General features: G+C 58.8%; 24 protein-coding genes. 3 read left to right on the top strand and 21 right to left on the bottom strand.

Annotated features, from left to right (window positions below; all coding sequences use genetic code 11):
• Positions 1-131: 131 nt before the first annotated feature.
• From D5067_RS19900 to hpaG, 11 genes are all read right to left on the bottom strand, one after another.
• Positions 132-1,034: a helix-turn-helix transcriptional regulator gene (locus D5067_RS19900; protein ID WP_119935675.1), complete on the bottom strand. Its 903-nt coding sequence runs from the start codon at positions 1,032-1,034 to the stop codon at positions 132-134.
• A 178-nt stretch (positions 1,035-1,212) separates the two neighbouring features.
• Entirely contained in the window at positions 1,213-1,725 is a 513-nt protein-coding gene (locus tag D5067_RS19895) for a 4-hydroxyphenylacetate 3-monooxygenase reductase subunit (protein WP_119935674.1), read from the bottom strand.
• Positions 1,726-1,742: 17 nt separating this feature from the next.
• The gene (gene hpaB / locus D5067_RS19890) at positions 1,743-3,305 is read right to left on the bottom strand and encodes a 4-hydroxyphenylacetate 3-monooxygenase, oxygenase component (protein ID WP_119935673.1); all 1,563 of its coding nucleotides are present in this window, start codon (positions 3,303-3,305) and stop codon (positions 1,743-1,745) included.
• Between the two features lie 177 nt (positions 3,306-3,482).
• Positions 3,483-4,415, bottom strand: a complete 933-nt coding sequence (gene hpaA, locus D5067_RS19885; RefSeq protein ID WP_119935672.1) for a 4-hydroxyphenylacetate catabolism regulatory protein HpaA — start codon at positions 4,413-4,415, stop codon at positions 3,483-3,485.
• Positions 4,387-5,733 (bottom strand): 4-hydroxyphenylacetate permease, encoded by a 1,347-nt coding sequence (gene hpaX, locus D5067_RS19880; RefSeq protein ID WP_119935671.1) that lies wholly within the window; start codon positions 5,731-5,733, stop codon positions 4,387-4,389. Before hpaX ends, hpaA begins: the two co-directional genes overlap by 29 nt.
• A 21-nt stretch (positions 5,734-5,754) precedes the next feature.
• Complete coding sequence (gene hpaI / locus D5067_RS19875; RefSeq protein ID WP_119935670.1) at positions 5,755-6,552, bottom strand: 4-hydroxy-2-oxoheptanedioate aldolase; 798 nt, start codon at positions 6,550-6,552, stop codon at positions 5,755-5,757.
• A gap of 9 nt (positions 6,553-6,561) precedes the next feature.
• Positions 6,562-7,365 carry a 2-oxo-hept-4-ene-1,7-dioate hydratase gene (gene hpaH, locus D5067_RS19870; protein ID WP_023334391.1) on the bottom strand — a complete coding sequence of 268 codons (804 nt, stop codon included), beginning with the start codon at positions 7,363-7,365 and terminating at the stop codon, positions 6,562-6,564.
• 121 nt (positions 7,366-7,486) lie between these two features.
• On the bottom strand, positions 7,487-7,867 hold the full coding sequence (locus D5067_RS19865) for a 5-carboxymethyl-2-hydroxymuconate Delta-isomerase (RefSeq protein WP_119935669.1): 381 nt from the start codon (positions 7,865-7,867) through the stop codon (positions 7,487-7,489).
• Between the two features lie 9 nt (positions 7,868-7,876).
• A complete protein-coding gene (hpaD, locus tag D5067_RS19860; RefSeq protein ID WP_119935668.1) occupies positions 7,877-8,728 on the bottom strand; it encodes a 3,4-dihydroxyphenylacetate 2,3-dioxygenase in 852 nt (283 codons plus the stop codon).
• Between the two features lie 2 nt (positions 8,729-8,730).
• Complete coding sequence (hpaE, locus tag D5067_RS19855) at positions 8,731-10,197, bottom strand: 5-carboxymethyl-2-hydroxymuconate semialdehyde dehydrogenase (RefSeq protein WP_119935667.1); 1,467 nt, start codon at positions 10,195-10,197, stop codon at positions 8,731-8,733.
• The gene (gene hpaG / locus D5067_RS19850) at positions 10,194-11,471 is read right to left on the bottom strand and encodes a 4-hydroxyphenylacetate degradation bifunctional isomerase/decarboxylase (protein WP_119935666.1); all 1,278 of its coding nucleotides are present in this window, start codon (positions 11,469-11,471) and stop codon (positions 10,194-10,196) included. Before hpaG ends, hpaE begins: the two co-directional genes overlap by 4 nt.
• A gap of 270 nt (positions 11,472-11,741) precedes the next feature.
• Here hpaG and hpaR point away from each other — a divergent pair, with 270 nt between their 5' ends.
• Positions 11,742-12,182 (top strand): homoprotocatechuate degradation operon regulator HpaR, encoded by a 441-nt coding sequence (hpaR, locus tag D5067_RS19845; RefSeq protein WP_119935665.1) that lies wholly within the window; start codon positions 11,742-11,744, stop codon positions 12,180-12,182.
• A gap of 84 nt (positions 12,183-12,266) precedes the next feature.
• Positions 12,267-13,931, top strand: coding sequence for a methyl-accepting chemotaxis protein (gene tsr, locus D5067_RS19840; protein ID WP_119935664.1), 1,665 nt, complete (start codon positions 12,267-12,269; stop codon positions 13,929-13,931).
• Positions 13,932-14,014: 83 nt separating this feature from the next.
• Here the strand turns inward: tsr and D5067_RS19835 are convergent, their stop codons facing one another.
• A complete protein-coding gene (locus D5067_RS19835) occupies positions 14,015-15,376 on the bottom strand; it encodes an MFS transporter (protein WP_119935663.1) in 1,362 nt (453 codons plus the stop codon).
• Positions 15,377-15,555: 179 nt separating this feature from the next.
• Positions 15,556-16,470 carry a GntR family transcriptional regulator gene (locus D5067_RS19830; protein ID WP_119935662.1) on the bottom strand — a complete coding sequence of 305 codons (915 nt, stop codon included), beginning with the start codon at positions 16,468-16,470 and terminating at the stop codon, positions 15,556-15,558.
• Positions 16,471-16,609: 139 nt separating this feature from the next.
• On the opposite strand from D5067_RS19830, the gene D5067_RS19825 reads away from it, so the two are divergent.
• The gene (locus tag D5067_RS19825; RefSeq protein WP_119935661.1) at positions 16,610-17,632 is read left to right on the top strand and encodes a zinc-binding alcohol dehydrogenase family protein; all 1,023 of its coding nucleotides are present in this window, start codon (positions 16,610-16,612) and stop codon (positions 17,630-17,632) included.
• Positions 17,633-17,672: 40 nt separating this feature from the next.
• On the opposite strand, the gene D5067_RS19820 is transcribed toward D5067_RS19825, so the two are convergent.
• From D5067_RS19820 to D5067_RS19785, 8 genes are all read right to left on the bottom strand, one after another.
• Positions 17,673-18,146 (bottom strand): FidL-like protein, encoded by a 474-nt coding sequence (locus D5067_RS19820; RefSeq protein WP_119935660.1) that lies wholly within the window; start codon positions 18,144-18,146, stop codon positions 17,673-17,675.
• A 3-nt stretch (positions 18,147-18,149) separates the two neighbouring features.
• Positions 18,150-18,893: a winged helix-turn-helix domain-containing protein gene (locus D5067_RS19815; RefSeq protein ID WP_119935659.1), complete on the bottom strand. Its 744-nt coding sequence runs from the start codon at positions 18,891-18,893 to the stop codon at positions 18,150-18,152.
• Positions 18,894-19,022: 129 nt separating this feature from the next.
• Positions 19,023-19,976 (bottom strand): Csu type fimbrial protein, encoded by a 954-nt coding sequence (locus tag D5067_RS19810; RefSeq protein ID WP_119935658.1) that lies wholly within the window; start codon positions 19,974-19,976, stop codon positions 19,023-19,025.
• The gene (locus D5067_RS19805; protein WP_235843254.1) at positions 19,967-22,246 is read right to left on the bottom strand and encodes a fimbria/pilus outer membrane usher protein; all 2,280 of its coding nucleotides are present in this window, start codon (positions 22,244-22,246) and stop codon (positions 19,967-19,969) included. The genes D5067_RS19810 and D5067_RS19805 overlap by 10 nt, the downstream gene beginning before the upstream one ends.
• Positions 22,167-22,943 (bottom strand): fimbrial biogenesis chaperone, encoded by a 777-nt coding sequence (locus D5067_RS19800; RefSeq protein ID WP_119935656.1) that lies wholly within the window; start codon positions 22,941-22,943, stop codon positions 22,167-22,169. The genes D5067_RS19805 and D5067_RS19800 overlap by 80 nt, the downstream gene beginning before the upstream one ends.
• Positions 22,944-22,945: 2 nt before the next feature.
• Entirely contained in the window at positions 22,946-23,440 is a 495-nt protein-coding gene (locus D5067_RS19795; RefSeq protein WP_119935655.1) for a Csu type fimbrial protein, read from the bottom strand.
• A 22-nt stretch (positions 23,441-23,462) separates the two neighbouring features.
• Positions 23,463-24,014: a helix-turn-helix transcriptional regulator gene (locus D5067_RS19790; RefSeq protein WP_119935654.1), complete on the bottom strand. Its 552-nt coding sequence runs from the start codon at positions 24,012-24,014 to the stop codon at positions 23,463-23,465.
• Positions 24,011-24,649 (bottom strand): EAL domain-containing protein, encoded by a 639-nt coding sequence (locus tag D5067_RS19785; RefSeq protein WP_119935653.1) that lies wholly within the window; start codon positions 24,647-24,649, stop codon positions 24,011-24,013. The genes D5067_RS19790 and D5067_RS19785 overlap by 4 nt, the downstream gene beginning before the upstream one ends.
• Positions 24,650-24,653: the final 4 nt, after the last annotated feature.

The following is a 24,653-nucleotide window of genomic DNA, read 5'->3' as shown; positions in this document are numbered from 1 at the left end:
GGATCGTGCCAGATCTTTGCGCGTGTAAAGGAAGGTAAATGGGTGAGTGGTTGAAAGCGATGGGTGAACGGTCAAAGGTGGCGGCGAGTGGTTCAGGCTCGCCGCTAGCGGGAGAAATTATGTGATGCAGATCACTCGGTTAACGAGGCTGACTCCTCTGTGAGGTAACTTTCCAGCGTGCCGAGGAGCTTATCCTTCAGCCATGCCGGCTCTAAAATTTGAATGTTGGGCAGCCAGTAGAAAATCAGCGGCAGGATTTGGTTCTCATGCGCCGCCCGGCAGCGTAGCGTCACGCCCCCGTTCGGCTTGCCAATAATTTCCTGCTCCGGCAGCAAATTGCGGCGCGTAAAGTAGTGGGAAATAGTACTGTTGATAAATATTTTCACCTCGAAAGTATCTTCCGACACCCACGGATCGAGGCGTTTTTCCAGCAGTTCAAGCGCGTTCTCTTCCGGTATAAAAGTGGAATCCTGAATATCCAGCCAGGTAATCTGGGTCAGTGAAAAGGATTTCAACCTGCTATTTTCAGTGGCTTGTAAATACCATATGTTTTTTTTGTTAATGAGTTTGTAAGGATTAATAAGGCGGGTTTTGTCTTTATATTGGATCTTACACACGTTACGGTTCTTAATCGATTTCTCTATTTTTGGCAGATATCGGTTAATTGTTTCGCTGATTTTGTTCTCAGCCTCGCCGCCGAGAATGAGAATATGGTTTTCATCCACCCTTGATTCAAGCTTTTGCCAGAACTCCGCGCTTCTTTCAGGGAAAAAGCTATCGACATTCAGAAAGTTAGCAATCGTGTGATGCAATCCCTGCGCGCCCGGCGACTGCGCAGAGTGGATGAGCCGATATTGCCCGTTCCCGGTATGTTCCACAATCGGCGAAAGGGCATTTAAATCCCGGTAGACGGTGCGCTCGGTAATTTTAAATTTTTCCATCAATGCGCTGCGATTCACTACACCGTGTAAATGTAGCTCTACCAGAATATCGACCAGACGTTCAGCCGAGCGGCTCCGCGTCGAATTAGCCATAAGGTCTTCCTGTATATTGGGGTATACGCTGAATGATGCGGATAGCACTGACACGCGGTGTCAGTATTCAGACGCAGAAAATTTCTCTTATGGTTATATAACGGCGTGATTTAGCGGAAACCTTAGGTTTTTTTGTGGAAAGTGGTGCTGGCCGCGAAACGGCCAGCACGAAGGGGGATTATATTGCGGCTTCAGGCTCCATCATCACCGGGTGGAAGCGGCGTTTAAAATAGATCAGGCCGTGACCCTCATCACTGAGAATGATGTTTTTAATTTCAACAAGATAGACAAGATGGGTGCCGATGGTTTGGACCTGGCTTATCTCACCCTCAAGGCTTGCCAGCGCCCCTTTTAGCACCGGCTGCGCCAGCGGGCCTTTCTGCCAGCAGGAGAGCGTAAAACGCTCCTCCATGGCCATGCCGGTCATCCCGGCGAAGTGGCGGGCCATGATCTCCTGTTCGTGGTTCAGCACGTTTACGCACAGCCTGCCGTTGCCCTGAAAAACCGGATTCATGGCGCTGTTGGCGTTGATACAGACCATCAGCGAAGGCGGCGTATCCGTCACCGAACAGACGGCGGTGGCGGTGATGCCGCAGCGTCCCGCCTCGCCTTCGGTGGTGACGATATTGACCGCGGCGGACAGGCTGCTCATCGCGTCGCGAAAACGCAGGCGTTGTTCATCTGATTGCATTGAAGCCTCCCGCTGCGCTATTTCAGCAGCTTGTCGAGCATGTTGATATCGGCGTTGTTGTGCAGGTGCGGTACCGTCCAGCCGTGCTGGTCGTACTCGGACATGCAGCGGTCGACCATCGCCATCATTTTGTCCATGTTGCCGGAGCTTTGCGCCTGGCGCAGGCACTGCAGGCGGATCTCATCCTGACTGCCGGAGTAGTTGATTTCGTACAGCTCGTGGCGGCCGCCGAACTCGCTGCCGATGGCGTCCCACATCAGTTTCAAAATCTTGATACGTTCAACGTGATCCATGCCGTTGGAGCCGCGCACGTACCTGGCGAGATACTGGTCGATCTGCGGGTTGTTCAGGTCGCGGGCGCTGGACGGCAGGTAGATCAGCCCGGAGGTGACGTTACGCTCGATGATGTTCTTGATCTTCGCGTAGGCCATCGGCGCCATCACGCGGTAGGTTTGCAGCGCGGCGTGATCGGGCAGGTAGGCGCCGTTGACCCACGGCGTGGCTTCGGAGCACATAGAGTCGCTCAGCGCCCAGAACATGTTGCGCCAGGCCACCACTTCACCGAGATCCGCCTGCACGCCGCGGAACTCCAGGGTACCGGTGCACTCGAGTGATTTCTTCAGCAGGGCGGTGATAAAGTCGAGCTTCACCGCCAGCCGCACGCAGGCCTGCAGCGGGTACATGCGGGCGAAGCCGCCCTCCATCGTCCAGCGGCGGCAGCGGTCGAAATCGCGGTAGATAAGCACGTTTTCCCACGGGATCAGCACGCGATCCATCACCAGAATGGCGTCGTTCTCGTCGAAGCGGCTGGAGAGCGGGTAGTCGTAAGGGGATCCCGTTGCGCCTGCCACCATCTCGTAGGAGGCGCGGGAGATCAGCTTCACGCCTTCGGCATCCATCGGCGCGACGAACATCAGCGCAAAGTCCGGGTTTTCGCCCATTACCTGCGCGGAGCCGAAGCCGATCATGTTGTAGTGGGTCAGCGCCGAGTTGGTCGCCACCACTTTCGCGCCGCTGACAATGATCCCGGCGTCGGTCTCTTTCTCCAGCTTGATGTAGACGTCTTTCACCTCGTCCGCCGGCTTGTGCCGGTCGATCGGCGGGTTAACGATGGCGTGGTTGAAGTACAGGCCGGTTTCCTGAATGCGCGTGTACCAGCTGCGGGCGTTCTGCTCGAACTGGCCGTAGAAGGCCGGGTTGGCGCCGAGCGCGCAGCCGAACGCGGCTTTGTAGTCCGGCGTGCGGCCCATCCAGCCGTAGCTCAGGCGCGACCACTCGGCGATGGCGTCGCGCTGCTGGCGCAGGTCGTCGGCGCTTTTCGCCACGCGGAAGAACTTGTGTGTATAGCCGCCGCTGCCGGTGTCGGTGCCCCAGCACAGCGTGTCCTGCATGTCCGGCTTGTGCAGGGCGTCGTACATCTGCGCGATGGAGGCCGCCGCGTTGCGAAACGCCGGATGGGTGGTGACGTCTTTGACGCGCTCGCCGTAGATATAAATCTCACGACCGTCCTGCAGGCTTTTTAAATACTCTTCGCCGGTTAACGGACGTTTGGCATCAGTGCGGAAATCTTCAGGCTTCATAGGGACCTCGTATCGGAATAGTTTTGTTAAATTTATGTTTTGCTTTTGTTATTTAATTGAAGCCTGAGAGGGGCGAAACGTGAAGGGACGTTTGGGACAACGGCGGGTACTTTTCGCGAGAGATCGCAGAGTGTGATTTCCCTCACCCTAACCCTCTCCCAAAGGGAGAGGGGACGGTTACTCCCTCTCCCTTTGGGAGAGGGCAGGGGTGAGGGGAACAGGCGATACCGGTACTTTCTGCGCCCGATACGCGCTCGGCGAGCACCCTACTAAGCGGTTAAAAAACCGGGCGAAATAGGCCGGGTCCTTAAACCCCAGCTGCCAGGCGATCTCGCTGACCGCGCTGTCGGAAAACAGCAGCAGACGCCTCGCTTCGCGCAGCTGGCGGTCGAAGATCAGCCGCTTCGGCGGGCGGTTGGCGAAGCGACGGCAGATATCCGTCAGGCGGGATTCGGTCAGGTGCAGCTCGCTGGCGTATTCCGGCACCGTCCAGTGCTGGTGGTAGTGGGCATCAATCAGCTGGGTAAAGCGCTGGAACAGCTTCAGCTCGCCGCGCATGCCGCCCGAAGCGTGGTCGTCGAGCTTCGCGTTGCGCAGCAGCAGGGTAAAGACCGCCTGCGCCAGCAGGACCAGGGTGTGTTCTCGCCCGGGCAATTGTTCCGTGGATTCACGGGCAATCAGCTGCCAGTAATGCTTCAGCGCCGCCAGCTCGTCCGGCCTGTCGGCCAGCGAGAGGCAGATCCCCGGCAGGCCAAACGCTTCCCGCGTGCCGGGGTAGAGCACCTCCAGCAGCGGCCAGATCAGATCCTCGCGCACCGTCAGCACGTGCCCGTCGCTGTCGGACTCGGTGATAAACGCGTGCGGCACCGAGGGCGGCGTGAGGACGAATAGCGGGGCCTGCACCGAGTAGCGGTGATCGTCGAGCTGGAGTTCAATCTGTCCGGTATCGAGAAAGTGCATCTGAAAATACTGGTCGTGACGATGCGCCTGCATGTCGCGGCCAAAAAAGGCCGCCATGCGGGCGAACGACTGGTATTGCACGTCGTCGGTGCCCAGACTTTCGTCGTACTCCTTGCTGATATCAATGTTGGCGATGGGGCTCTGGCACATGGCCGCTCCTCTGCCGATCCCGCTGCGTCATCGGGATGCGCGTCAGCACCAGCGCGCCAACGACGAGCAGCCCGGCCACGAACCACAGCCCGGAGCTGAAGCTGCCGGTCGCGTCGCGAAGAATGCCAATCAGCAGTGGGCTGACGGCGGAGCCGACGTTGCCGATGGCGTTGATCACCGCCAGCGCCACCGCGCGGGACTGCAGGCTAATAACCCGATCCGGCGTGGTCCAGAATATCGCCATGGCGGTAAAGGATCCGGTTGAGGCCATGATGATGCCAAGCAGCTGGATCAGGCTGTGATCGGTTGCCGAGGCCAGCATCCATCCCGCCGCGGCGAACAGGTAAGGCAGGATGGTGTGCTTTTTTCGCTCTTTTAGCCTGTCGGAGCGGCGGCTCCACCAGATCATCCCGAGGATGGTGCAAAACTGCGGGATTGCCGCCAGCAGGCCGATCGTGATGTTGCTGCTGCCGGTGTTGAAGCTTTGCAGGATCTGCGGCGTCCAGATGTTAATCGCGCTCAGCGTGTTGGTCAGGCAGAAGTAGGCTAGCGTGTAGAGCAGAACCGCGGGGGTCAATACTTCGCGCAGCGTCGATCGCGGCGTGACGGATTGGGCAATGGCAACCTCCTGCTCGCGGGCGATCATCGTTTTCAGCGCCTGCTTTTCGTCATCGTCCAGCCAGGTGGCCTGGTCCGGCGTGTCGTTGAGGTAAAACCACGTCACCACGCCCAGCACCACCGACGGTATCCCTTCCAGCAGGAACAGCCACTGCCAGCCCTTCAGGTTCCACAGCCCGTCCATCGCCAGAATGTAGCCGGAGAGGATCGAGCCGAGCATCATGGTCACCGGCATGGCGATCATAAACAGCGCGTTGGCGCGGGCGCGGTGATAGGCCGGGAACCACCAGGTGAGATAGACCAGGATCCCCGGCAGGAAGCCGGCTTCGGCAATGCCCACCAGCATGCGTAAAACATAGAGCGTGTGCGGGCTGGTGGCAAACATGGTGCAGGTGGAGGCGATGCCCCACACCACCATGATCCCGGCGATCCAGCGGCGCGCGCCGATCTTCGCCAGCATGATGTTGCTCGGGATCCCGCACAGCACGTAGGTGACGTAAAACAGCGTTGCCGCCAGGCCAAACATGGTGGAGGTGAGGCCCAGATCCTTGCCCATCGTCAGCCCGGCAAAGCCGATATTGATGCGATCGAGAAACGAAAAGACAAACAGGATAAAGAGAAACACGATCAGCCGACGGAACAGCTTGCCGATAACGCGATGTTCAATAGCTTTCTGATCTTGCAGGGTAGAAGTCGTCATGGTGCGCTCCAGATCTTACGTTTAGTAGACGGATTTATTGTTATTCACTGACGTAGCCGGTTTTTCGATAAAGCGCGCCGCCAGCGCTTCCGCGCCGCGGGCGAGCAGGGTGGTGTCGACGCCGACGGCGACAAACAGCGCGCCGAGTTCAAGGTAGCGTTTTGCCAGCGCCTCGTTGGCCATCAGTATGCCGGGGGCTTTGCCCGCGCTGAGGATCTGCGCGATCGCCTGCTCAATGGCGGCCTGCACTTCCGGGTGCTGCGGATTGCCGGCAAAGCCCATGTCGGCGCTCAGATCCGCCGGGCCGATGAACACGCCGTCGACGCCTTCAACGTCCAGGATCTGCGGCAGGTTTTTCAGCGCCTCGCGGGTTTCAATCTGCACCAGCACGCACATGGCGTCGTTAGCCTGCTGGAGGTAGTCCGGGATGCGGTTCCAGCGCGACGCTCTAGCCAGGGCGCTGCCGACGCCGCGAATGCCCGCGGGCGGATAGCGCGTCGAACGTACCGCCAGCCGCGCTTCGTCGGCGTTTTGCACCATCGGCACCAGCAGGGTTTGCGCCCCCACGTCCAGCAGCTGCTTTATCTGCACCGGGTCGTTCCACGACGGGCGCACCACCGGCTGGCTGGGATAGGGCGCGATGGCCTGCAGTTGGGTTAAGACGGTCTGCACGCTGTTTGGCGCGTGCTCGCCGTCGATCAGCAGCCAGTCGAAGCCTGCTCCGGCCAGCAGCTCGGCGCTGTAGCTGCTGGTCAGCCCCAGCCATAAGCCAATTTGCGGGCGGCCCGCTTTCAGCGCCGCTTTGAATGCGTTTTGCATCGCTATCTCCTAGACAAAGCGGCAGCTGATGGAGCCCATGCTGCCGTAGTCGACGTGGAAGGTGTCGCCTCTGCTGGCGGGCACCGGGCGGGTAAACGAGCCGCCGAGGATGATCTGGCCGGGCTCAAGCTGCACGTCGTACGGCGCCAGCTTGTTCGCCAGCCACGCCACGCCGTTCGCCGGATGGTTAAGCACGCCTGCGGCAACGCCGGTCTCTTCGATCACGCCGTTGCGGTAGAGCAGGGCGGAGATCCAGCGCAGATCCAGCGCGTCGGGCTTAATCGGACGGCCGCCGAGTATCACCCCGGCGTTGGCGGCGTTATCGGAAATGGTGTCGAACACCTTGCGCGGGCGCTGGGTTTCCGGGTCGACGTTGTGGCAGCGGGCGTCGATAAGCTCCAGCGCGGGGATGACGTAGTCCGTGGCGTTGTAGACGTCGAAAATGGTGCAGTTCGGGCCGCGCAGCGGTTTTGCCAGCACGAAGGCCAGCTCCACTTCGATGCGTGGAACGATAAAGCGATCGACGGGAATGTCGCTGCCGTCGTGGAAGAACATGTCGTCCAGCAGCGCGCCGTAGTCCGGCTCGCTAATCTGCGAGCTGGCCTGCATCGCTTTGGAGGTGAGGCCGATCTTGTGGCCCTTCAGCACGCGGCCTTCGGCGATCTTCAGGCTGACCCATTCGCGCTGAACGGCGTAGGCGTCTTCAATCGTGATCTCCGGGTAGTCCAGCGAGATCGCGCGGATCTGCTCCCGGGACTGCTCCGCCTGATGCAGACGGTGGGCGATCAGGGTATGGGTATGTTTGTCGAGCATGGCGATATCCTGTTTTATGTTTTTTTCTCCCTCTCCCCGTGGGAGAGGGACGGGGTGAGGGCATCGGGCCGCAGAGGTATCCCCTCACCCTAACCCTCTCCCAATGGGAGAGGGGACGGTATTACTTAAACAACGCGTGCACGTTGTTTTGCTTGTAATTGAGCGTCGGGTGCAGCTCGTCGAGCTCGAAAGACAGTGCCAGATAGCGGCTCGCCATAAGCTCCGCGAAGTGCGTTTTGATCAGCGCAAACAGCATTTCACCGACCTCTTCCCGGCTCTCCAGGCTGCGCCCGGCACCAATCTTCAGCGTCATATGCACAAAGGCGTAATCGTGCCTGCCGTCGGCCATCTGCCAGGTGTCCAGCCAGTGGGCGCGGCTGCGGATACCGCCGATGGGGAAGATGCCCGTGGCGGCGAGCGCCTCGTTCACTTTGGCGAACAGCCCCGGCAGGTCGGCCTGCTCGCGGATGTTGTCGGTACATTCAGCAATAAAGTGCGGCACGGTGGCTCCTTACGCGGGCAGCGGGAAAACGGCGTTAACCTGGCCGGTACCGGAGCTGGCGAACAGCTCGGTGAGAAACTCCACCTTGCCGTCGTAGCTGTCCCAGCCGAGCATCCCCAGCAGCATCACCGTGTCGTGCATGTTGCCCTCGCCGTAGCAGTAGTCGGCGTACTCCGGCAGCATGCTGCAAAACTCCTTGAACTGCCCCTCGCGCCACAGCTTCACCACGCGCTCGTCCATCTGACGGTCAAACTCGCGGGTGTAGCTGTTCATCCCTTCCTCCGCGCGCTGGTCGTCGATAAAGCGGTGCGACAGCGAGCCGCTGGCGAGCACCGCCACGGTGCCGTCGTATTTCTCAATCGCGCTGACGATGGCCTCGCCCAGCCTGCGGCTGTCGGCAAAGTCGTGAACCGTGCAGAACGCCGAGATGGAAATCACTTTGAAGTGCTTATCCGCATTCATGTAGCGCATCGGCACCAGCGTGCCGTACTCCAGCTTCAGGCTCGGAATGTTGTGCGCTTTGGCGCGCACGCCGAGCTTCACCGCCTCGTCGGCGATCAGCTGGCCGAGCGCCGGGTTGCCGTCGTAGTCGTAGGTCATGTCGCGGATAAAGTGCGGCAGCTCGTTGCTGGTGTAGACGCCCGCAAAATGGTCCGCACAGTTGATGTGGTACGCGCTGTTCACCAGCCAGTGGGTGTCGAACACGATGATGGTGTCCACGCCCAGCTCGCGGCAGCGCTTGCTGATCTCTTTATGCCCGTCGATGGCCGACTGGCGGCAGCCGTGGTTTTTGCCCGGCAGCTCGGAGAGGTACATCGACGGTACGTGGGTGATTTTTGCCGCTAGCGCTAGTTTACCCATGTTCAGATCCCCCACTTTGGAATTGGATGGTCGCCCATCGAGATGCAGACGTTCTTCATCTCCGCGAAGACCTCGAAGCTATATTCGCCGCCCTCGCGGCCGGTGCCGGAGGCCTTCACGCCGCCAAACGGCTGGCGCAGGTCGCGCACGTTCTGGGTGTTAACGAACACCATGCCGGCTTCGATATTGCGCGCCAGGCGCAGCACCTTGCTGACGTCCTGGGTCCAGATGTACGACGCCAGCCCGTACTCCACGTCGTTGGCCAGGCGCAGGCCTTCCGCTTCGTCCTTAAACGGCAGCAGGCAGGCCACCGGCCCGAAGATCTCCTCCTGCGCCACGCGCATGCGGTTATCGACGTCCGCCAGCACGGTTGGTCGCAGGAAGTTGCCGCCCTTCAGGTGAGCGGGCAGGTCAGCTGGTTTGTCCGGGCCGCCCGCCAGCAGGGTTGCGCCCTCTTCAATGCCGAGGCGGATATAGCCGGAAACCTTCTCCCAGTGTGGCTTGCTGATCAGCGCGCCAATCTGGGTATTCGGATCGGTCGGGTCGCCCACGCGCAGGCGGTTGGCGCGCTCGGCAAAGCGCTTGACGAATTCCGGGTAGATGCTCTGCTGGATGAAGATGCGCGAGCCGGCGGTGCAGCGCTCGCCGTTGATGGAGAAGATGGTGAACAGGGCGGCGTCCAGCGCGCGCTCGATGTCGGCATCTTCAAAAATCAGCACCGGGGATTTGCCGCCCAGCTCCATGGAGTACTTCTTCAGCCCGGCGTTTTTCATGATGTTGCGTCCGGTGGCGGTGCCGCCGGTGAAGGAGACGGCGCGCACGTCGTGATGGCGCACCAGCGCGTCGCCCGCCGTCGCGCCGTAGCCCTGCACCACGTTCAGCACGCCCGCCGGAATGCCCGCCTCCAGCGCCAGCTCGCCCAGGCGGTCGGCGGTGAGCGGGGAGAGTTCAGACATTTTTAGCACCGCGGTGTTTCCGAGCGCCAGGCACGGCGCGACCTTCCAGGTGGCGGTCATAAACGGCACGTTCCACGGCGACACCAGAGCGCAGACGCCCACCGGCTGCACCAGGGTGTAGTTCAGCATCGTGTCGTCGACCGGGTAGGTTTTGCCGTTCATCTGCTGGCACACCTCGGCGAAGAACTCGAAGTTGTGCGAGGCGCGCGGAATGAGCACGTTTTTGGTCTGGTGGATCGGCAGGCCGGTGTCGGCGGTTTCCATGGCGGCGATCTCGGGCACGTTCTGGTCGATCAGGTCGCCCAGACGGCGCATCAGGCGCGCGCGCTCCTTCATCGGCAGGTTGGCCCACTTCGGGAACGCCTCTTTGGCGGCGGCAACGGCCTGGTGAATTTCAGCTTCACCGCCGGAGGCGACCTCTGCCAGCACCTCGCCGGTGGCCGGGTTGGTGGTGTGGAAGTATTCGCTTCCCGCGACGTTTTTACCGTTAATCCAGTGGCTTATCTTTTTCATTTTGCAGTCTCCTCGCTGACAATTCGGTTTACCAGGCGTCCGACGCCCTCCACTTCCACCACCACCTCATCCCCCGGCACCACGTCGGACAGCCCCTTCGGCGTGCCGGTGGCAATCATGTCGCCCGGCTGCAGGGTCATAAAATCGCTCAGGTACGCAATCAGGAACGGAATGCTGAAGATCAGATCCGCCGTGGTCCCTTCCTGGCGCAGCTCGCCGTTAACGAAGGTGCGCAGGGTGAGGTTGTGCGGGTCGGGAATCGCTTCTTTCGGCACCACGTTCGGGCTGATGGGCGTCAGCCCGTCGCGGCTTTTGACCCGCAGGTTCGGGCGGTAGTAGTTTTCGAGGTAGTCGCGGATGGCGTAGTCGTTGCAGACCGTATAGCCCGCCACGTAGTCCATCGCCTCGGCTTCGCTGACCTTGCGCGCGGTTTTGCCGATGACCACCACCAGCTCCGCTTCGTAATGCATGTATTCGATATTGTTCGGGCGCACCGACGTCTGGCTGTCGCCGTTGAAGGTGTTCGGCGCTTTGATAAACACCAGCGGCTCGGTGGGCGGCTTGAAGTCCAGCTCGCTGGCGTGATCGGCGTAGTTCAGGCCGAGGGCGAACAGCGTGGCGTGCGGCGGCGTGCTGTGCGCAACAGTGACGTCGCGCTCGTCCACCACCGGGTTTTCCAGCGGCGGAAAGCCTTCAGCCAGGATGCGCACCCGATCGCCCGGGCGGATCTCAACGCGGTTTTGCGGGGTACCGAGCAATATCGCATCGCCGGGATTGAGAGTGGCAAACTCGCTCAGGGCGCTCAGCAGTTCGGCAGCGTTACGCTGAAGCTCGACCGTGTTCCAGCGATCCGCTTCGCGGCCGTTGATCTCGGTGATGATGGTCAGGTTAGCCACGTTATCAACGGCGACAAGTTCGCCGAGCGGACAAAACCCGTCCCGGCATTTAGCCTTGATGGCCGGGCGATAGAAGCTCTCTTCCGGCAGGCTCACCTCGTTGGCCAGCGCGTATCCCGCGATGTACGCCGCGGCATCCTCCACGCGCACCTTGCTGGCGGTTTTGCCGACGACCAGCGCCACCGTCGCGCCGCTTAGCACCGTTTCCCCCTGCGGGAAGGGGATCGGCTCGCCCGCGCGGATCATCGTGTTATGCGGTTTGATAAACCACACGGCTGTTTTCGGCGGCGTGCTGTAGGGGGCTTTTTCAAACGCTTCACGCCAGGCGTCACGCTGGCTTTGATGGTTGAGGGCGACGGCAAAAACGGTACCTTTCATTCACATACTCCTCACCCCGGAGGTCCGGGTTATGATTTCATTAATATGTTAATGATCTGGTTTTATGCTTTTGCTGTTCATTTCGCAATCAGAAGTGAAAAATTTGTGATATGAATAACAATAAATTTACAAATTGATTTTTATTTATATTAAAATCAGATGGTTAATAAAATCTAATGGTTTCTGTTAGACTTTTTGACGGAAAACATGTTGTTTATAAAAGCATCTTTTAGTGATTGTTTACTTGTTAATGATGTGAAGGGAGAGGCTATGCATGACTCATTAACCATCGCGCTGCTGCAGGCGCGGGAAGCGGCAATGTCGTACTTTCGTCCGATTGTGAAGCGGCATAACCTGACCGAGCAGCAGTGGCGCATCGTGCGCGTGCTGGCGGAAAATCTGTCGATGGATTTCCACGACCTCGCGTTTCGGACCTGCATTTTGCGCCCCAGCCTGACCGGCATCCTCACGCGCATGGAGCGCGACGGGCTGGTGCTGCGCTTAAAGCCGGTCAACGACCAGCGCAAGCTGTACGTATCGCTGACTAAAGAGGGCAATACGTTGTACGAACACGCGCAGGCGCAGGTGGAAGAGGCGTATCAGCAAATTGAGGCGGAGTACACGCCGGAGAAGATGAAGCAGCTGACGGCGCTGCTCGAAGAGTTTATTGAGCTCGGAAACAGGCATATCGCAGCGCGGGAAGAAGAGTAAAAACCACAAATTCCAGGATGATTTTCGTAAAGTTTTCCCTTACCAGGCCGAAAATTCTGTATCTGTCTGAAGGAAAGAGAAAACATGTTAAACCGTATCAAGATTGTCACCAGCTTATTGCTGGTTTTAGCTATTTTTGGCCTTTTACAACTCACATCCGGTGGTCTTTTCTTTAATGCGCTCAAGCATGACAAAGAGAATTTCACCGTCCTGCAAACCATTCGCCAGCAGCAGTCTACGCTCAACGGCAGCTGGGTTGCGCTACTGCAAACCCGTAACACCCTGAACCGTGCGGGCATCCGCTACATGATGGACCAGAGCAATATCGGCAGCGGCGCGACCGTTTCTGATTTGATGCAGATTGCATCTGCGTCTCTGAAACAGGCGGAAAAAAACTGGGCTGATTACGAAGCCCTGCCGCGCGACCCGCGTCAGAGCGACGCCGCCGCGATGGAGATCAAGCGTAACTACGATATCTACCACGGCGCGCTGGCGGAGCTGATCCAGCTGCTGGGCGCAGGGAAAATCAACGCCTTCTTCGACCAGCCGACCCAAAGCTATCAGGACGGTTTTGAGAAGCAGTACGTGAGCTACCTGCAGCAGAACGACAAGCTGTACGAAACGGCGGTTAAAGACAGCAACAGCTCTTACACTCAGGCTATCTGGGTGCTGATCAGCGTGCTGGTTGCGGTGCTGGTGGTGATTATTGCCGTCTGGCTGGGCATCAAGCAGGCGCTGATCTCGCCGCTGAACCGTCTGATCGACAGCATTCGCCATATCGCCAGCGGCGACCTGGTGAAGCGCATCGACGTGGAAGGTTCTAACGAGATGGGCGAGCTGGCCGACTCGCTGCGCCATATGCAGGGCGAGCTGGTGCGCACCGTCGGCGACGTGCGTAACGGTGCCAACGCGATTTACAGCGGCGCGAGCGAGATTTCGATGGGCAACAACGATCTCTCTTCCCGCACCGAGCAGCAGGCCGCTTCCCTGGAAGAGACGGCTGCCAGCATGGAAGAGCTGACCGCAACCGTGAAGCAGAACGCCGAGAACGCCCGTCAGGCGAGCAACCTGGCGCTGAGCGCGTCTGAAACCGCGCAGAAGGGCGGTAAAGTGGTGGATAACGTGGTGCAAACCATGCGCGACATCGCCGGCAGTTCGCAGAAAATTGCCGACATTATCAGCGTGATCGACGGCATTGCGTTCCAGACCAACATCCTGGCGCTGAACGCGGCGGTAGAAGCGGCGCGTGCGGGCGAGCAGGGGCGTGGTTTTGCCGTTGTTGCAGGCGAAGTGCGTAACCTGGCGCAGCGCAGCGCCCAGGCGGCACGCGAGATTAAGAGCCTGATTGAAGACTCCGTAGGTCGCGTGGAAATTGGCTCGACGCTGGTTGAAAGCGCCGGTGAAACCATGGGTGAAATCGTGAATGCGGTGACCCGCGTGACCGACATCATGGGCGAAATCGCCTCTGCCTCTGACGAGCAGAGCCGCGGGATTGACCAGGTGGGCCTGGCGGTAGCCGAGATGGATCGCGTGACCCAGCAGAACGCCTCGCTGGTGGAAGAGTCTGCGGCGGCAGCGGCCGCGCTGGAAGAGCAGGCGAGCCGTCTGACCCAGGCGGTTGCGGTATTCCGCATTCAGCAGGAGCAGATAAAAGCCCGCGACTTCGCGTCTGCGAAAAATGTAATCACCCCGGTGATGGCGCGTAAAACCGCAGCCACCGACGCGGGCGAGAACTGGGAAACGTTCTAACCTGCACACGCTGCCGGGTGGCGTCTTCGCCTGACCCGGCCCGCAAAAAAGCCCGGCACGCGCCCTGCGCGACCGGGCTTTTTTTATGCCTTCCGCGGGTCGCTGATGGGCTGACGCACAAGGACGATATACGCCAGTGCGCCTGCGACGGTCACGCAGCCACAGATGATCAGTGCCAGGCGGAATGAGTGTGTGGTATCGACGATGAGACCGGTCACGACGGGGGCAAACGAGGCGCAGATGAAGCTCGCGAAATTCTGAATGCTGCCTACGGAAGCCGTCATGCGCGAGGCCACGGCAACGTGGATCAGCCCCCAGCAGGAGGTGCCGGCAAAATGAATGCAGAACAGCGCCATACTAATCAGCACTACCGCAGCCATTGAGGTGGTCGCATTTGGCACCACGAAGGTGAAGGCTGCGGAACAGAGCATCCCCGCGATAATGCAGATCTTACGGCTCTTGATCGGCGCCATGCCGCCTTTGACCAGCCAGTCGGTGACGAAACCGTTGACCAGCATTCCGGCTGCGCCAAACAGGAACGGGATGGCCGCCATCATGCCGGTGCTCTTTAAATCCAGGCTATACGCGGTTTGCAGGTAACCCGGCAGCCAGGCCAGATAGAGCCATGCGGTATAGTTGATGCCGCTGAAACCCAGCATCATTCCCCACATGGTACGGTTGCGGAACAGGCTGCGCCACTCGGCAAAGCTCAGCGGATCGCGCCTGGCGTTGATGCTGCCCGCGTTCAGGTACGCCTGCTCAACGCCGCTCAGTTCAATCTGCTCCCGGTTGCGGTAGAGCATGTACCAGCCAATCGCGAGAAACATCCCCAGCACGCCGATGGTGATGAACATGCCGCGCCAGCCCATCACCAGCATCATCGCCGCGAGGATCGGCGGGCTAATGGCGACCCCAATGGTAGAGGCCGCATTGAATAGCCCCATCGGGCGCCCGCGTTCTTTGATGTTGAACCAGTCGTTAATCACCTTTACGCCGCACGGGTTCATCGGCGCTTCACCTATCCCCATGCCAATACGTACCAGCACGAACTGGGTGAAGCTGTGCACCATGCCGGACAGCGCCTGGAAAAGTGACCAGAAGAACATCCCCAGGCCCAGCATAATGCGCGGGCCTTTACGGTCCAGCAGCGGGCCGCAGGGAAGCTGGGCAATGCCGTAGGCCAGCGAGAAAACCGACAGCAGCGCGCCGATTTCGGTTGCGCTTAGCCCCAGCTCTTCGCGAATGGTTAAATTCGCGACGGATAATGAACTGCGGTCGAGGTAATTAATGACGGCGGCGAAAAATAATAGGATCATCGCCGTGGTCTGGATCCGTTTTATTCTGCTACTGCGCTGAAGCATTCCCTCCGTGGGGACGGAAATATCAGCAGGGGAGGGGGAATCATATGACGAACGCGGATCGAGGGTAATGTTATTTTTTTCCACGCCGAACTCCTGAATGTTTTGTTTTTATTTATCAGCAGCGAAATAAAACCCCGCCACCGCTCACGTAATGGTTTTAATGCAGTCGACTGTTTGTGAGCATAGGCAAGGGATATTTATTCGGCGTTTTCAAAATGGTGAAACCGTGCTCTTGATAGACATTTGCTGTTTTTAATCCGTTCTTAATGGACGTTCTCCTGATTCTGGTTTATCGAGCGGATCATCGATTGTTTGGCCGTATCCAAATGGTTGCGCAGTGCCAGCGTGGCATCCAGGTCGCTGCGGCAGATCAGAGCGCTGAGAATGGTCATGTGCTCATCAATCGCGATGATATTGCGCTGTTTCAGGTCGCGTTCATCCCACTGATAGTGGAAGTGGAAGATAACCGAAATGATTTCAAGGGACTGATTGAAAAAGATATTCCCGGCGGCAGAAAGCAGCAGCGCGTGGAAATCCCGGTCCAGCTGCGAGAACATGCGAAAGCTGCTGCCGATGCTGTCGCGCAGCGTCCGGTGGCGCTCAAGCAGGGTTTTCGCCTCAAGCCAGCGCGGATCGTCATCCGGTAAATTGAGGAAATGCTGAAGCGCGTGCGTTTCCAGCATCTCCCGCAGTTCAAAGAGCTGTTCAGCCCAGGACTGGTCGAACTGCTTCATGCTCCACTGGCCGCGCTTTTCGCTCTGGATGAGGTTGTAACGGCCAAATTTCAACAGATATTCCCGCACCACGACCGGGCTGACGCCGGCGGCGCGTGCCAGCTGCAGCTCGGAAAAGGTTTCTCCTGCGCGCAGCTGGCGCTGGTTGATCATCGCAAAAAACGCGTGCTCGAAAACCCGGGTCTGTTCGGCGATAGAGCCGTAGGTACAGGTAAATCCATCGTCGTTATCGGGCTTGCGGGCAATGACGTAATCGCTGCCTACCTGCGTCAGCACGCCGCATTCGCTGAGGTGGCTCAGGATATGGCGAACGGTGGTGCGGCTGATGTTGTACATTTCTGCCAGCGCGCTCTGGGAGGGCAAAGGGGACGGGACATGGCCGCGCGCCATGTCGTCAATCACCTGGTTAATAACATTGTGGCGCAGGTTCTGCGAACGACTCATAGCTTTCTCCTTTTGCGTTCATTAAAACCCGATTTAAAACATTTTTATGCGCGGCTTTTCACAAATTAAGCGGCCTGTATCACCTGTTTTTTATTTTTCATCGATATCTGAAACATCAAAAAACGGGGAGAAGAGAATAATGTCCACAATGAATGCGCTGACTTGTCGTGAGCCGAAAAAATTAATCTGGGAAGTGCGCAATAAACCGGTTTCGGGTAACCGCGAGGTCGTAATAAAAATAAAATCGGTTGGGATTTGCGGGACGGATATTCATGCCTGGGGCGGGAATCAGCCTTTTTTCACCTATCCTCGTGTGTTAGGCCATGAAATATGCGGTGAGGTTATCGAGGTTGGCGAAAATATAACTCAGGTGAAAGCAGGCCAACAGGTCGCCGTTATTCCCTACGTTGCCTGCCAGCAGTGTCCGGCATGTGAAAGTGGCCGCACCAACTGCTGTGAGAAGATCTCCGTGATCGGCGTGCACCAGGACGGTGGGTTTAGCGAGTATCTGGCCGTCCCGATTGACAACGTGCTGGTGGCGGAGGGGATCGATCCGCAGGCCGCCGCGTTGATCGAGCCTTTTGCCATCAGCGCACACGCGGTACGCCGCGCAGCCGTGGAGCCCGGGGATCGGGTTCTGGTGGTGGGCGCAGGCCCGATTGGCCTGGGCGCGGCGGCAGTTGCGAAAGCGGATGGCGCGCAGGTGGTGGTGGCAGATACCAGCGGATCTCGCCGCGAGCACGTGGTTAATCATCTGGGCGTTGAGGCGGTTGACCCTGCCGCAGCGGATTTCGATGCTCGATTGCGGGCACACTTTGGCGGCTCGCTGGCACAAAAAGTGATTGATGCCACCGGCAACCCCCGAGCGATGAATAACGCGGTTAACCTGATCCGCCACGGCGGCAGCATCGTGTTTGTCGGGCTGTTCAAGGGGGATTTGCAGTTCTCTGACCCGGAGTTCCACAAGAAAGAGACCACCATGATGGGCAGCCGCAACGCCACGCCGGAAGATTTCGCGAAGGTAGGACGGTTGATGGCAGAAGGTAAGTTGACCGCGGATATGATGCTGACACACCGTTATCCCTTTTCGTCGCTGGCGGAGCGTTATGAAAGTGACGTGATCAACAACCGCGAGCTGATTAAGGGCGTGATTACGTTTTAGTTGCCATGCAGCGCCCGGAGCTATGTGGGGCGCTGTTTTTTTATTCCGAGCAGATCAGCAGCGGCGAAAAGGAGTTTCCGATCGCCAGCGCCTCTTCCGGCGTGCGTTCAAGGGTCAGTAATCTTTTCTTACCGAGCGTTAAGCCTGCAACGTATTTTTCAAATACCCCTTTAGGCAATGCGTCGTGGCTGAACCGTTCGATCCGGATAATGGTGATTTCGTAAAGCGTGTCGTTCACGTGCCGCCAGCGAAAGGTTTCCTGGCGGGAAACGTCCCAGCTCTGCCCGGTGTTAAGAACACTGCCGTTGAGCGTGAAGTCGCCGCTGCCGTCGGGATGAAAGCGCAACACAATTTCACCCTCAAAGTTGAAACTATTCGCCTCGCGCCGGTCGGCAAAATTCAGGTTTCCCTCGCAGGTAACGGACAGGGGAGGCGTATAGCGGTACCACAGCACCGCAAGGGCAATCAGCATCAGGTTGAAGGCGACAATCAGCCCCATTTTTTTACGCGTCATGATTCACCATTCGTAGTAGTAAAGCGTGCGGCAGGCGCTGGCTTTGCTGTCCTTCGTCAGGGAACACTGCGAAAGAACCAGCCGCCCCTCGTGACCGTAGAAAAGCGTGTTCTGTATGTGCAGATAAAAAATAGAGTTTTTAAGACAGGGCAGATTGCCGTCGTCCTGGATCTTCTGTGCCAGCGCAATCGCCTTAGTGTGGAACACGTCAGCCAGCGGGGAGAAGGTATAGACCGGGCATGCGCCGATATGGGTAAGAAGGTGCATTTCAGCGTGCTGCTGATTTTGCTTTATCACGAACATCCAGACGCACAGCGCCACCACCACGATCGTGAACCCGCTGCAGAACAGCAGCGCTGACGGAGAGCGCCGGGGCGTTTTGATCGATTCCTCATGTTCTGGCCGATCGGACAGAGGCTGCACCGTAATATCGGCGTTCAGCATAAACCCCATTTTGGGCACGGTGACGATAAACGACGCGTCCGGAACCAGGCTTGCCAGCATTTTACGCAGAATACTGATGTACTGATTGAGCGAATTATTGGAACCCTGCAGGCCACGCTCGTCCCACACTTCGCGCAGGAAGGAATCACGTTCAACGACGTTACCATGCTGTTTCACCAGCATTTTCAGAATGCCGTTGGCGGTGGTCGTGAGCACCTGGGGCTCAACGTCAGGTGCACCGACGACTGAAAGTGAACCGTCTTCGTCGTTGTAAACAAGGGCATCAGCAAGCAGGAATTTCATAGCGTGTTTAAGACAGACAGAGAAAATGGAATACAAACGGCGAGCATTAACCGCGTCGTTTGTCGGGTTATGGCGCTATTTTATCCTGTTTGTTACCGATAACATTGATCCAGTTTGGCTTTTGGCCGATTAATAAGTAAGCGTGACAATCACGTCGTCAACGAATTCTCCGGTGCCGGTCAGGGGTTGGGCAGGCACTTCGCCGTAAATGGTATAGCTTTGCGTTCCGCCGTCGGTGTTTGACACGTTAAAGGCATCGCCGCTGCTTTGATCGCCCCAGCGTCTTGTCGCGCTGGCATCCTGCCAGAGCCCGTAATGCAGGCACTGCCCCTGACTGTTGCAGACCTGCCTCTGATTGCCGCTGGCATGCGTTCCGCTGCTCAACCCGAGCGCGAAGGATGTGCCCGCCGGGCAGCGTGCGGTTAATGTTGCCGTAGAACGCGTGGCGCTACGCGCGCTGGCGCTGGTGAGCGTCCCGAAGCTGAGCGGAGTCACGCGTTGAATAAAGCAGCCATCGTTTAGCGTGGCTTCTGCTCTGCTGGAGCCCTGCGTTTGTTCGCCATCCGCTGAGCCGTCCGCGCAGCTTTGCAGCGCCTCCCGTGAGGCTGCGCTCCGCCATGAAATACGTAAGTCCATGTTGTATTTGAAATAGCTGCGGGCAGGTAGCTGACTTTGCCCGGCGGGAATGACGGCGAGCAGCGGAAAGCTCCCGTTCACGGTTGCGTTGCTGGCGGCCACAAGCGTTTGCTGCATCAGGTTGCCGCCGGTGGGGGCATTCAGCTCCTGGGCGTGCTCATAGGCGTTGAAGAGGCGAAAGAGCAGAGCGTACTGTTTGCCTTGTTCATCACCCGTCGACATCATCCTGAACGGCGAGCTTTCGACGCTGCTCAGGCAGACGTTGATGTATTGCGTCGTTCCGTAATCCGCCTGACAGCTAAACTTGACGCTGGTATGGGTGGTGGCCGCTTCGCCCGCCGTCAGCGTGCCGAAATTGATATTGGCACCTGACGTCATCCAGCAGCTGAGCGCCAGCGCGTTCAGCGGCAGCAGGAGGCTCAGCGATAACAGCATTCTTAATGACAAATCTGTTCTCCAATATTAACGATGGCGGCGCTGGAACGCCGTGCCGGAAGGCTCACGCGGCATTCGCCCGCGGATGTTCGGACGACGAGCTCGCCGGGCAGGGGAGGGTCTTCCAGCCAGATAAACCCGTCGCGACCGACGATCGTGGTGCCGCCTGGCGTGGAAACCTGGCTTCCCATTTCTAGCGGATGACGTTGCTTATCGACCAGCCTTGCCTGGACGGTGACCGCGCGATGCACGTCGAAATCGACTTTCACGGCGGCGGCTGTTCCTGGCCGGGCGTAGATGTCCGTAACGGGCGTCATCACGTCTGCCGGGAGCGCCAGGGGATCGATGGTGACCTTACTGTTGTGATAGCGTGGCAGTTCGGTCAGTAACAGATAACCGTCGTCGTCCGTTTCCCCCGCCGGGCGATTTTCGAGCATCACCGGGATATGCCCCGTGCCGCGCGTGGAAACCAGCGCCAGCCCCTGTTCGTTGTAGCGCAGGGCGTGAAGGGAGTGGTCCAGCAGCGTCAGGCTACCTTCTCCAGACGCGTATTGGCTGTTCACGTTTTTTCCGCGCTCCAGCCCGAGATGCCATTCGCCGTAGCGGCTCAGGCGGCCGACGTCGGCATAGTGTTCACCTTCGCTGCCGGTGCGTGTCCCCATTTGCCACGACCAGCCGCCGGTCTGGTCGTCCGGTTGATGACGATAATCCAGCCGCTGCTTGTCCTGACTTGCCTGCACCGAGACGGTATCCCTGCGCCCAAAAGGAACGGAGAACATCAGCTGGACGGCGTGCGACGCGCGGGAGAGTGAGCGGGTATAGTTCAGCGTGGCGGAGATGTTAGCCGGCAGCGTTGTGGACCATGAGGCATTGAGGTAGCGCTGCCTGCTGCCCTGAACGGTTTGTTGCACCCAGCCTGCGCCCAGAGAGCCGATAGAGTTAAACGAGTGGCTCAACCACAGGGAATCACTGCGCCGGGCGGGCAGAGTGCCGCTCATGCGGGCGTTATCGGCAAAGGCCGCATCCGCGCGCGTCGTGCTGGCAGAAACACCGGTGCCGTTACCGTTCCATTGCCACCCCAGCCCCCACGTCTTTCCGCTGCCGTACGGGCTGTTGCTAAACGCAACGTGCTGGCTGACGATTCCAATACGGGGTGCAACCAGCCAGTCGTAACCCGCACCTGCGTTATGCATTCTGCGCTGTTGCTCCGTATGCAGCGCCAGCGTCAGGCGGTTGTTTACGCCGTAGCGCCAGCCCGCGTCGACCATCGGCGAGCCGGCGTATTCATCCGAGTGGAGGGCATAGTTCTGCCGCATCCAGCCGATATCCAGGGAACCGCTGCTCAGCCCTTCTGCCAGCATGTCCGGCGCACCGTAAAGATCGAGCTGCACGGTGCGGCGCTGCCCGTTAATATCGGTGACGACAACCTGCGCCTGTCCGCTGCCGGTGAACGTTGGAAGGGTATCGAGCAGGTAGCTGCCCGGCGTGACGCGCTCGCTGCTCTGCTTTAATCCGTCGATATAAAGATCGACCGTCGATGGGAGAACCACGCTGTCGCTGAACTGCGCGCGCGGCGCGGTATTGAGCTGGGGATTGAGCTGAAAATTGCGTGCCAGATGAAGGCCGCCGAAGCGCACCTGGCGGCTCCAGCCCGTACCGGTGGTGACGCTGTCGCCCAGCGCCAGGCTGATGAGCGATGTCGGGTTATCCCACTGCCAGCGGGTCTCAAGGCGCGTGTTTGCGGCCTGCCCGGCTTCCGTTCGGCTCGAGAAACTGCTGCTCAGCAGGCCCGGCAGCGCGCCGGAGGCGGTGAGCGTGGTAAATGCGCTGGCCTGCCGCTGCTCGTTGCTATCGCTGGCGTAAAGGGAGTAGGCCAGCGACAGGGCGCTAATGGGCTGCGCCTGAGGATAGCGGTGCTGCTGCACTGATGCTTCACTGACCAGGCGCTGCTGGCTGTCGAGCGCTCCAGCCGTGGCGGTGATGGTGGCCTGCTGGGCGAGCGAATCGACAGTGACCTGCAGCCCGGAAAGGGACGAAAGTTCAATCCATTCGCCGTTGCCCGCAGGCAGATGAAGCCCCAGCTTTTTGATGTCGCTACGGGTCATCCAGAGGCTATTCTCCTCAACTCTGCAGGCCCATAGCCCATCGCGCGGGGCCTGATTGAGGATGATTGTCAGCCATTGCGTGGCCGTAGCAGCGGGTTCAGCGCGCGCCGTTGGCATCAGCAGGAGCAATACCAGAAGGACGAGCGGAAGCTGCACCCAGCGAAATCTGGCTGGCATGGCGGTTTTCATTCAAAAAGACGCGCAGCGAAGCGAGCGCGCGGCGTGGGGTATGCTTGAGCGTAAAGACATATTTTTGACCCGGCAGAACATATCCCGCTAATCCTTTCATCGTGTCGACGACCTGGCCCTCAGGCGTCAGCGTCTGGAGGTTGCTGAGGCGGATATGGCGATCGCCCGCGTTATAGCACTGGATAGCGGCGGGACTGTCGGTCTGTTCGCAGCTCAGATCGGTTTCACGAGAACCCGTGCCGTGTGCGCCAGCAATAAATACCGGAATGGAGTAGCGCAGCAGGAAGTGCACCGCATTGCGCCCGGCAGCATTGGCAAGGTGCGAAGGCAGTTCATCAATGACCAGGCGATAGCTCTGCTCCTGCGGGCGGGCGCCGGGCTGCAGAACAATAATGCGCACCAGCTGCTGCTGGCCCGGCGCCAGGGCCGTCATCGCCGGGCTGCTGACCACGTCGTCCGTCGGCGTAAGCACATCTTTACCGTTGGCCTGGGTCCAGTCATACACGCGGATTTGCGCGTGGATGGGGGTATCGCCGCTGTTAGTGAGGTATACCGCCGTCGCCCGCTGGCTGCTGTCGAGATCCAGCGTGACCGGTGCAACCTGAAGGGTGGCGGCCAGGGCATAGCGGGAAAGCAGCAGCAGCGTTAGCAGCCACAGGGCGGTAAGCAGGTAGAGTCTACGCACGATCAGTACACCAGATTCAGCGTGACGTCATCGCTGTAGGCGCCGGCCTGCGCGGCAGCCAGCGCTCCGGCTTCAATTACGCCGTACAGGGATTCACTCTGTTCCTGACCGTTACCCGTGCCGGTAAGCCCCTGTGAGCTGGTCACCTGGGTTTGCTTGTTCTCGTCTGCGTAGAGTTTCCACGCAATGCTCTGCGCGCCGGTGCCGGTGTTTTCAGGTTTCAGCCAAAACGTGCCGTTTTCCGTGGTGTCGCTGCTGTAAGCGGAAAGGGTAAACGGCGTGCCGTTAGTACAGGTGATGTTAAGCCGCGTGCTGGCCTCGATTTCGCCGGCTTCATCAGAGCTGTGGCGGGAGAAGCTTAAATCGTTGGCCTTTAACGTACAGGACTTCACCACCTCCAGCGAGACGTGCATCGTCGCCGTTGCCGTCTCTGCTGAGATGGCGGTAACAGGAAGCAGAAAAAGTGCGCTGGTAATGGCAATTGGGATAATTTTCATGATGAGTTTCCTGAGTGGTTAATCACAGATAAAGCGAGTGCTGCTCCAGCAGGCAGATCTTGCGGTGAAATTCCGCGAGGTTCTGGCAGTGGAATTTGCTCATCGCGTTACGCTTGTGGGTGTAGATCGTTTTGGGCGATTTATTGAGTAAGTGCGCGATGCGTATCAGGCTGATCCCTTTGCTGATAAGCGTGCAGACCCGTAATTCCTGGCGAGTGAGCGTGGCATCCTGAAGGCTGCCGTGGGTGAAATCCACGTTGCGTAAGCACTGGCTGAGCTGAATAACCGACAGGTTGTCCGCCAGCACGCTGACCCGCCCGGCAGGCAGGTAGACCTGAATGTCGTTAACGCGGCATTCATCGGTGAAGATCATCCAGCCGCTATGGGCGGTATCCTTCATAATCTGTTCACGCACGCGTAATATCCCCTCCGGGCTGACGCTGTTTATCCAGAAGATATCGGGGCGCGGCGTCATCATCATCGAAATCAGGGACGTGAGCCCGCGCCACAGGAAATAGTTTTCGCTGAGAATGATGATGCGAAAATCGGGGGTAGAGTGGCGTGCGTTGGTCATTGTTTATTCCACAGGTAGCCCTGGCCGTACTCCGCCTCGCTGGCGCGGGCAAGGGCGAAATCACCAAAGGTTTCTATCCCTTCTATCAGCACTTTGCTGGCCAGCTTTTTGCAGTTTCGGGCCAGCTGAAGAAATCTCTCCCGCTCCTCTCGTCCGGACCAGAACGCGTGTTTATCAATCTTGATCCCGTAGAAGTAAAACTGGCAGGCCAGAAGCCCTGGAAGAATGGCTTCGTGAACGTCATCGGCCCAAACTTCAATGCCGAAGCGGCGCAGTGACGCAATGCGCAGGCGTAACTCACGCGTCTCTTCCTCGGGAAGGTGAACAATTTTTTCGAGGTCAGTCAGCTCAATGGCCAGCCGCTGCGGACGAGGCGTCTCTTCCCGCAGCCTGTCGATGAAATCCTCATCGAGGAGCAGATCGGAGGCGACATTCAGATAGTATTTGCTGCTGTCCAGGCACGCCATGGCATGGCGGAGCTGCGCGAAGAAGTGCTGCTTGCGCTGCGTAAAGGACATCGACCCGAAATAATCTTCAAGATTGACGTGCGGTTTTGCCGTGGAAAGCATCTCCCAGGCAATGACATGCTCGGTGTGCAGCGCCCGGATGGATTCGAATTTGTAGCCGGTTAACATGATG

This window comes from Enterobacter huaxiensis, from assembly GCF_003594935.2.
Lineage (GTDB): Bacteria > Pseudomonadota > Gammaproteobacteria > Enterobacterales > Enterobacteriaceae > Enterobacter > Enterobacter huaxiensis.
Note: the sequence above shows the minus strand (reverse complement) of the source record. Positions and strands in the feature narration are given on the sequence as shown.

Bases quoted from the DNA above. Each gene is read 5' to 3' on its own strand.
- hpaX (WP_119935671.1), bottom strand. From the start codon at position 5,733: ATGACGACTTCTACCCTGCAAGATCAGAAAGCTATTGAACATCGCGTT.
- hpaB (WP_119935673.1), bottom strand. From the start codon at position 3,305: ATGAAGCCTGAAGATTTCCGCACTGATGCCAAACGTCCGTTAACCGGC.
- D5067_RS19805 (WP_235843254.1), bottom strand. From the start codon at position 22,246: ATGCCAGCCAGATTTCGCTGGGTGCAGCTTCCGCTCGTCCTTCTGGTA.
- D5067_RS19795 (WP_119935655.1), bottom strand. From the start codon at position 23,440: ATGAAAATTATCCCAATTGCCATTACCAGCGCACTTTTTCTGCTTCCT.
- D5067_RS19825 (WP_119935661.1), top strand. From the start codon at position 16,610: ATGTCCACAATGAATGCGCTGACTTGTCGTGAGCCGAAAAAATTAATC.
- hpaA (WP_119935672.1), bottom strand. From the start codon at position 4,415: ATGTGCCAGAGCCCCATCGCCAACATTGATATCAGCAAGGAGTACGAC.
- D5067_RS19785 (WP_119935653.1), bottom strand. From the start codon at position 24,649: ATGTTAACCGGCTACAAATTCGAATCCATCCGGGCGCTGCACACCGAG.
- D5067_RS19830 (WP_119935662.1), bottom strand. From the start codon at position 16,470: ATGAGTCGTTCGCAGAACCTGCGCCACAATGTTATTAACCAGGTGATT.
- D5067_RS19895 (WP_119935674.1), bottom strand. From the start codon at position 1,725: ATGCAATCAGATGAACAACGCCTGCGTTTTCGCGACGCGATGAGCAGC.
- hpaI (WP_119935670.1), bottom strand. From the start codon at position 6,552: ATGCAAAACGCATTCAAAGCGGCGCTGAAAGCGGGCCGCCCGCAAATT.
- D5067_RS19790 (WP_119935654.1), bottom strand. From the start codon at position 24,014: ATGACCAACGCACGCCACTCTACCCCCGATTTTCGCATCATCATTCTC.
- D5067_RS19815 (WP_119935659.1), bottom strand. From the start codon at position 18,893: ATGAAATTCCTGCTTGCTGATGCCCTTGTTTACAACGACGAAGACGGT.
- tsr (WP_119935664.1), top strand. From the start codon at position 12,267: ATGTTAAACCGTATCAAGATTGTCACCAGCTTATTGCTGGTTTTAGCT.
- hpaH (WP_023334391.1), bottom strand. From the start codon at position 7,365: ATGCTCGACAAACATACCCATACCCTGATCGCCCACCGTCTGCATCAG.
- D5067_RS19820 (WP_119935660.1), bottom strand. From the start codon at position 18,146: ATGACGCGTAAAAAAATGGGGCTGATTGTCGCCTTCAACCTGATGCTG.
- hpaE (WP_119935667.1), bottom strand. From the start codon at position 10,197: ATGAAAAAGATAAGCCACTGGATTAACGGTAAAAACGTCGCGGGAAGC.
- D5067_RS19900 (WP_119935675.1), bottom strand. From the start codon at position 1,034: ATGGCTAATTCGACGCGGAGCCGCTCGGCTGAACGTCTGGTCGATATT.
- hpaR (WP_119935665.1), top strand. From the start codon at position 11,742: ATGCATGACTCATTAACCATCGCGCTGCTGCAGGCGCGGGAAGCGGCA.
- hpaD (WP_119935668.1), bottom strand. From the start codon at position 8,728: ATGGGTAAACTAGCGCTAGCGGCAAAAATCACCCACGTACCGTCGATG.
- hpaG (WP_119935666.1), bottom strand. From the start codon at position 11,471: ATGAAAGGTACCGTTTTTGCCGTCGCCCTCAACCATCAAAGCCAGCGT.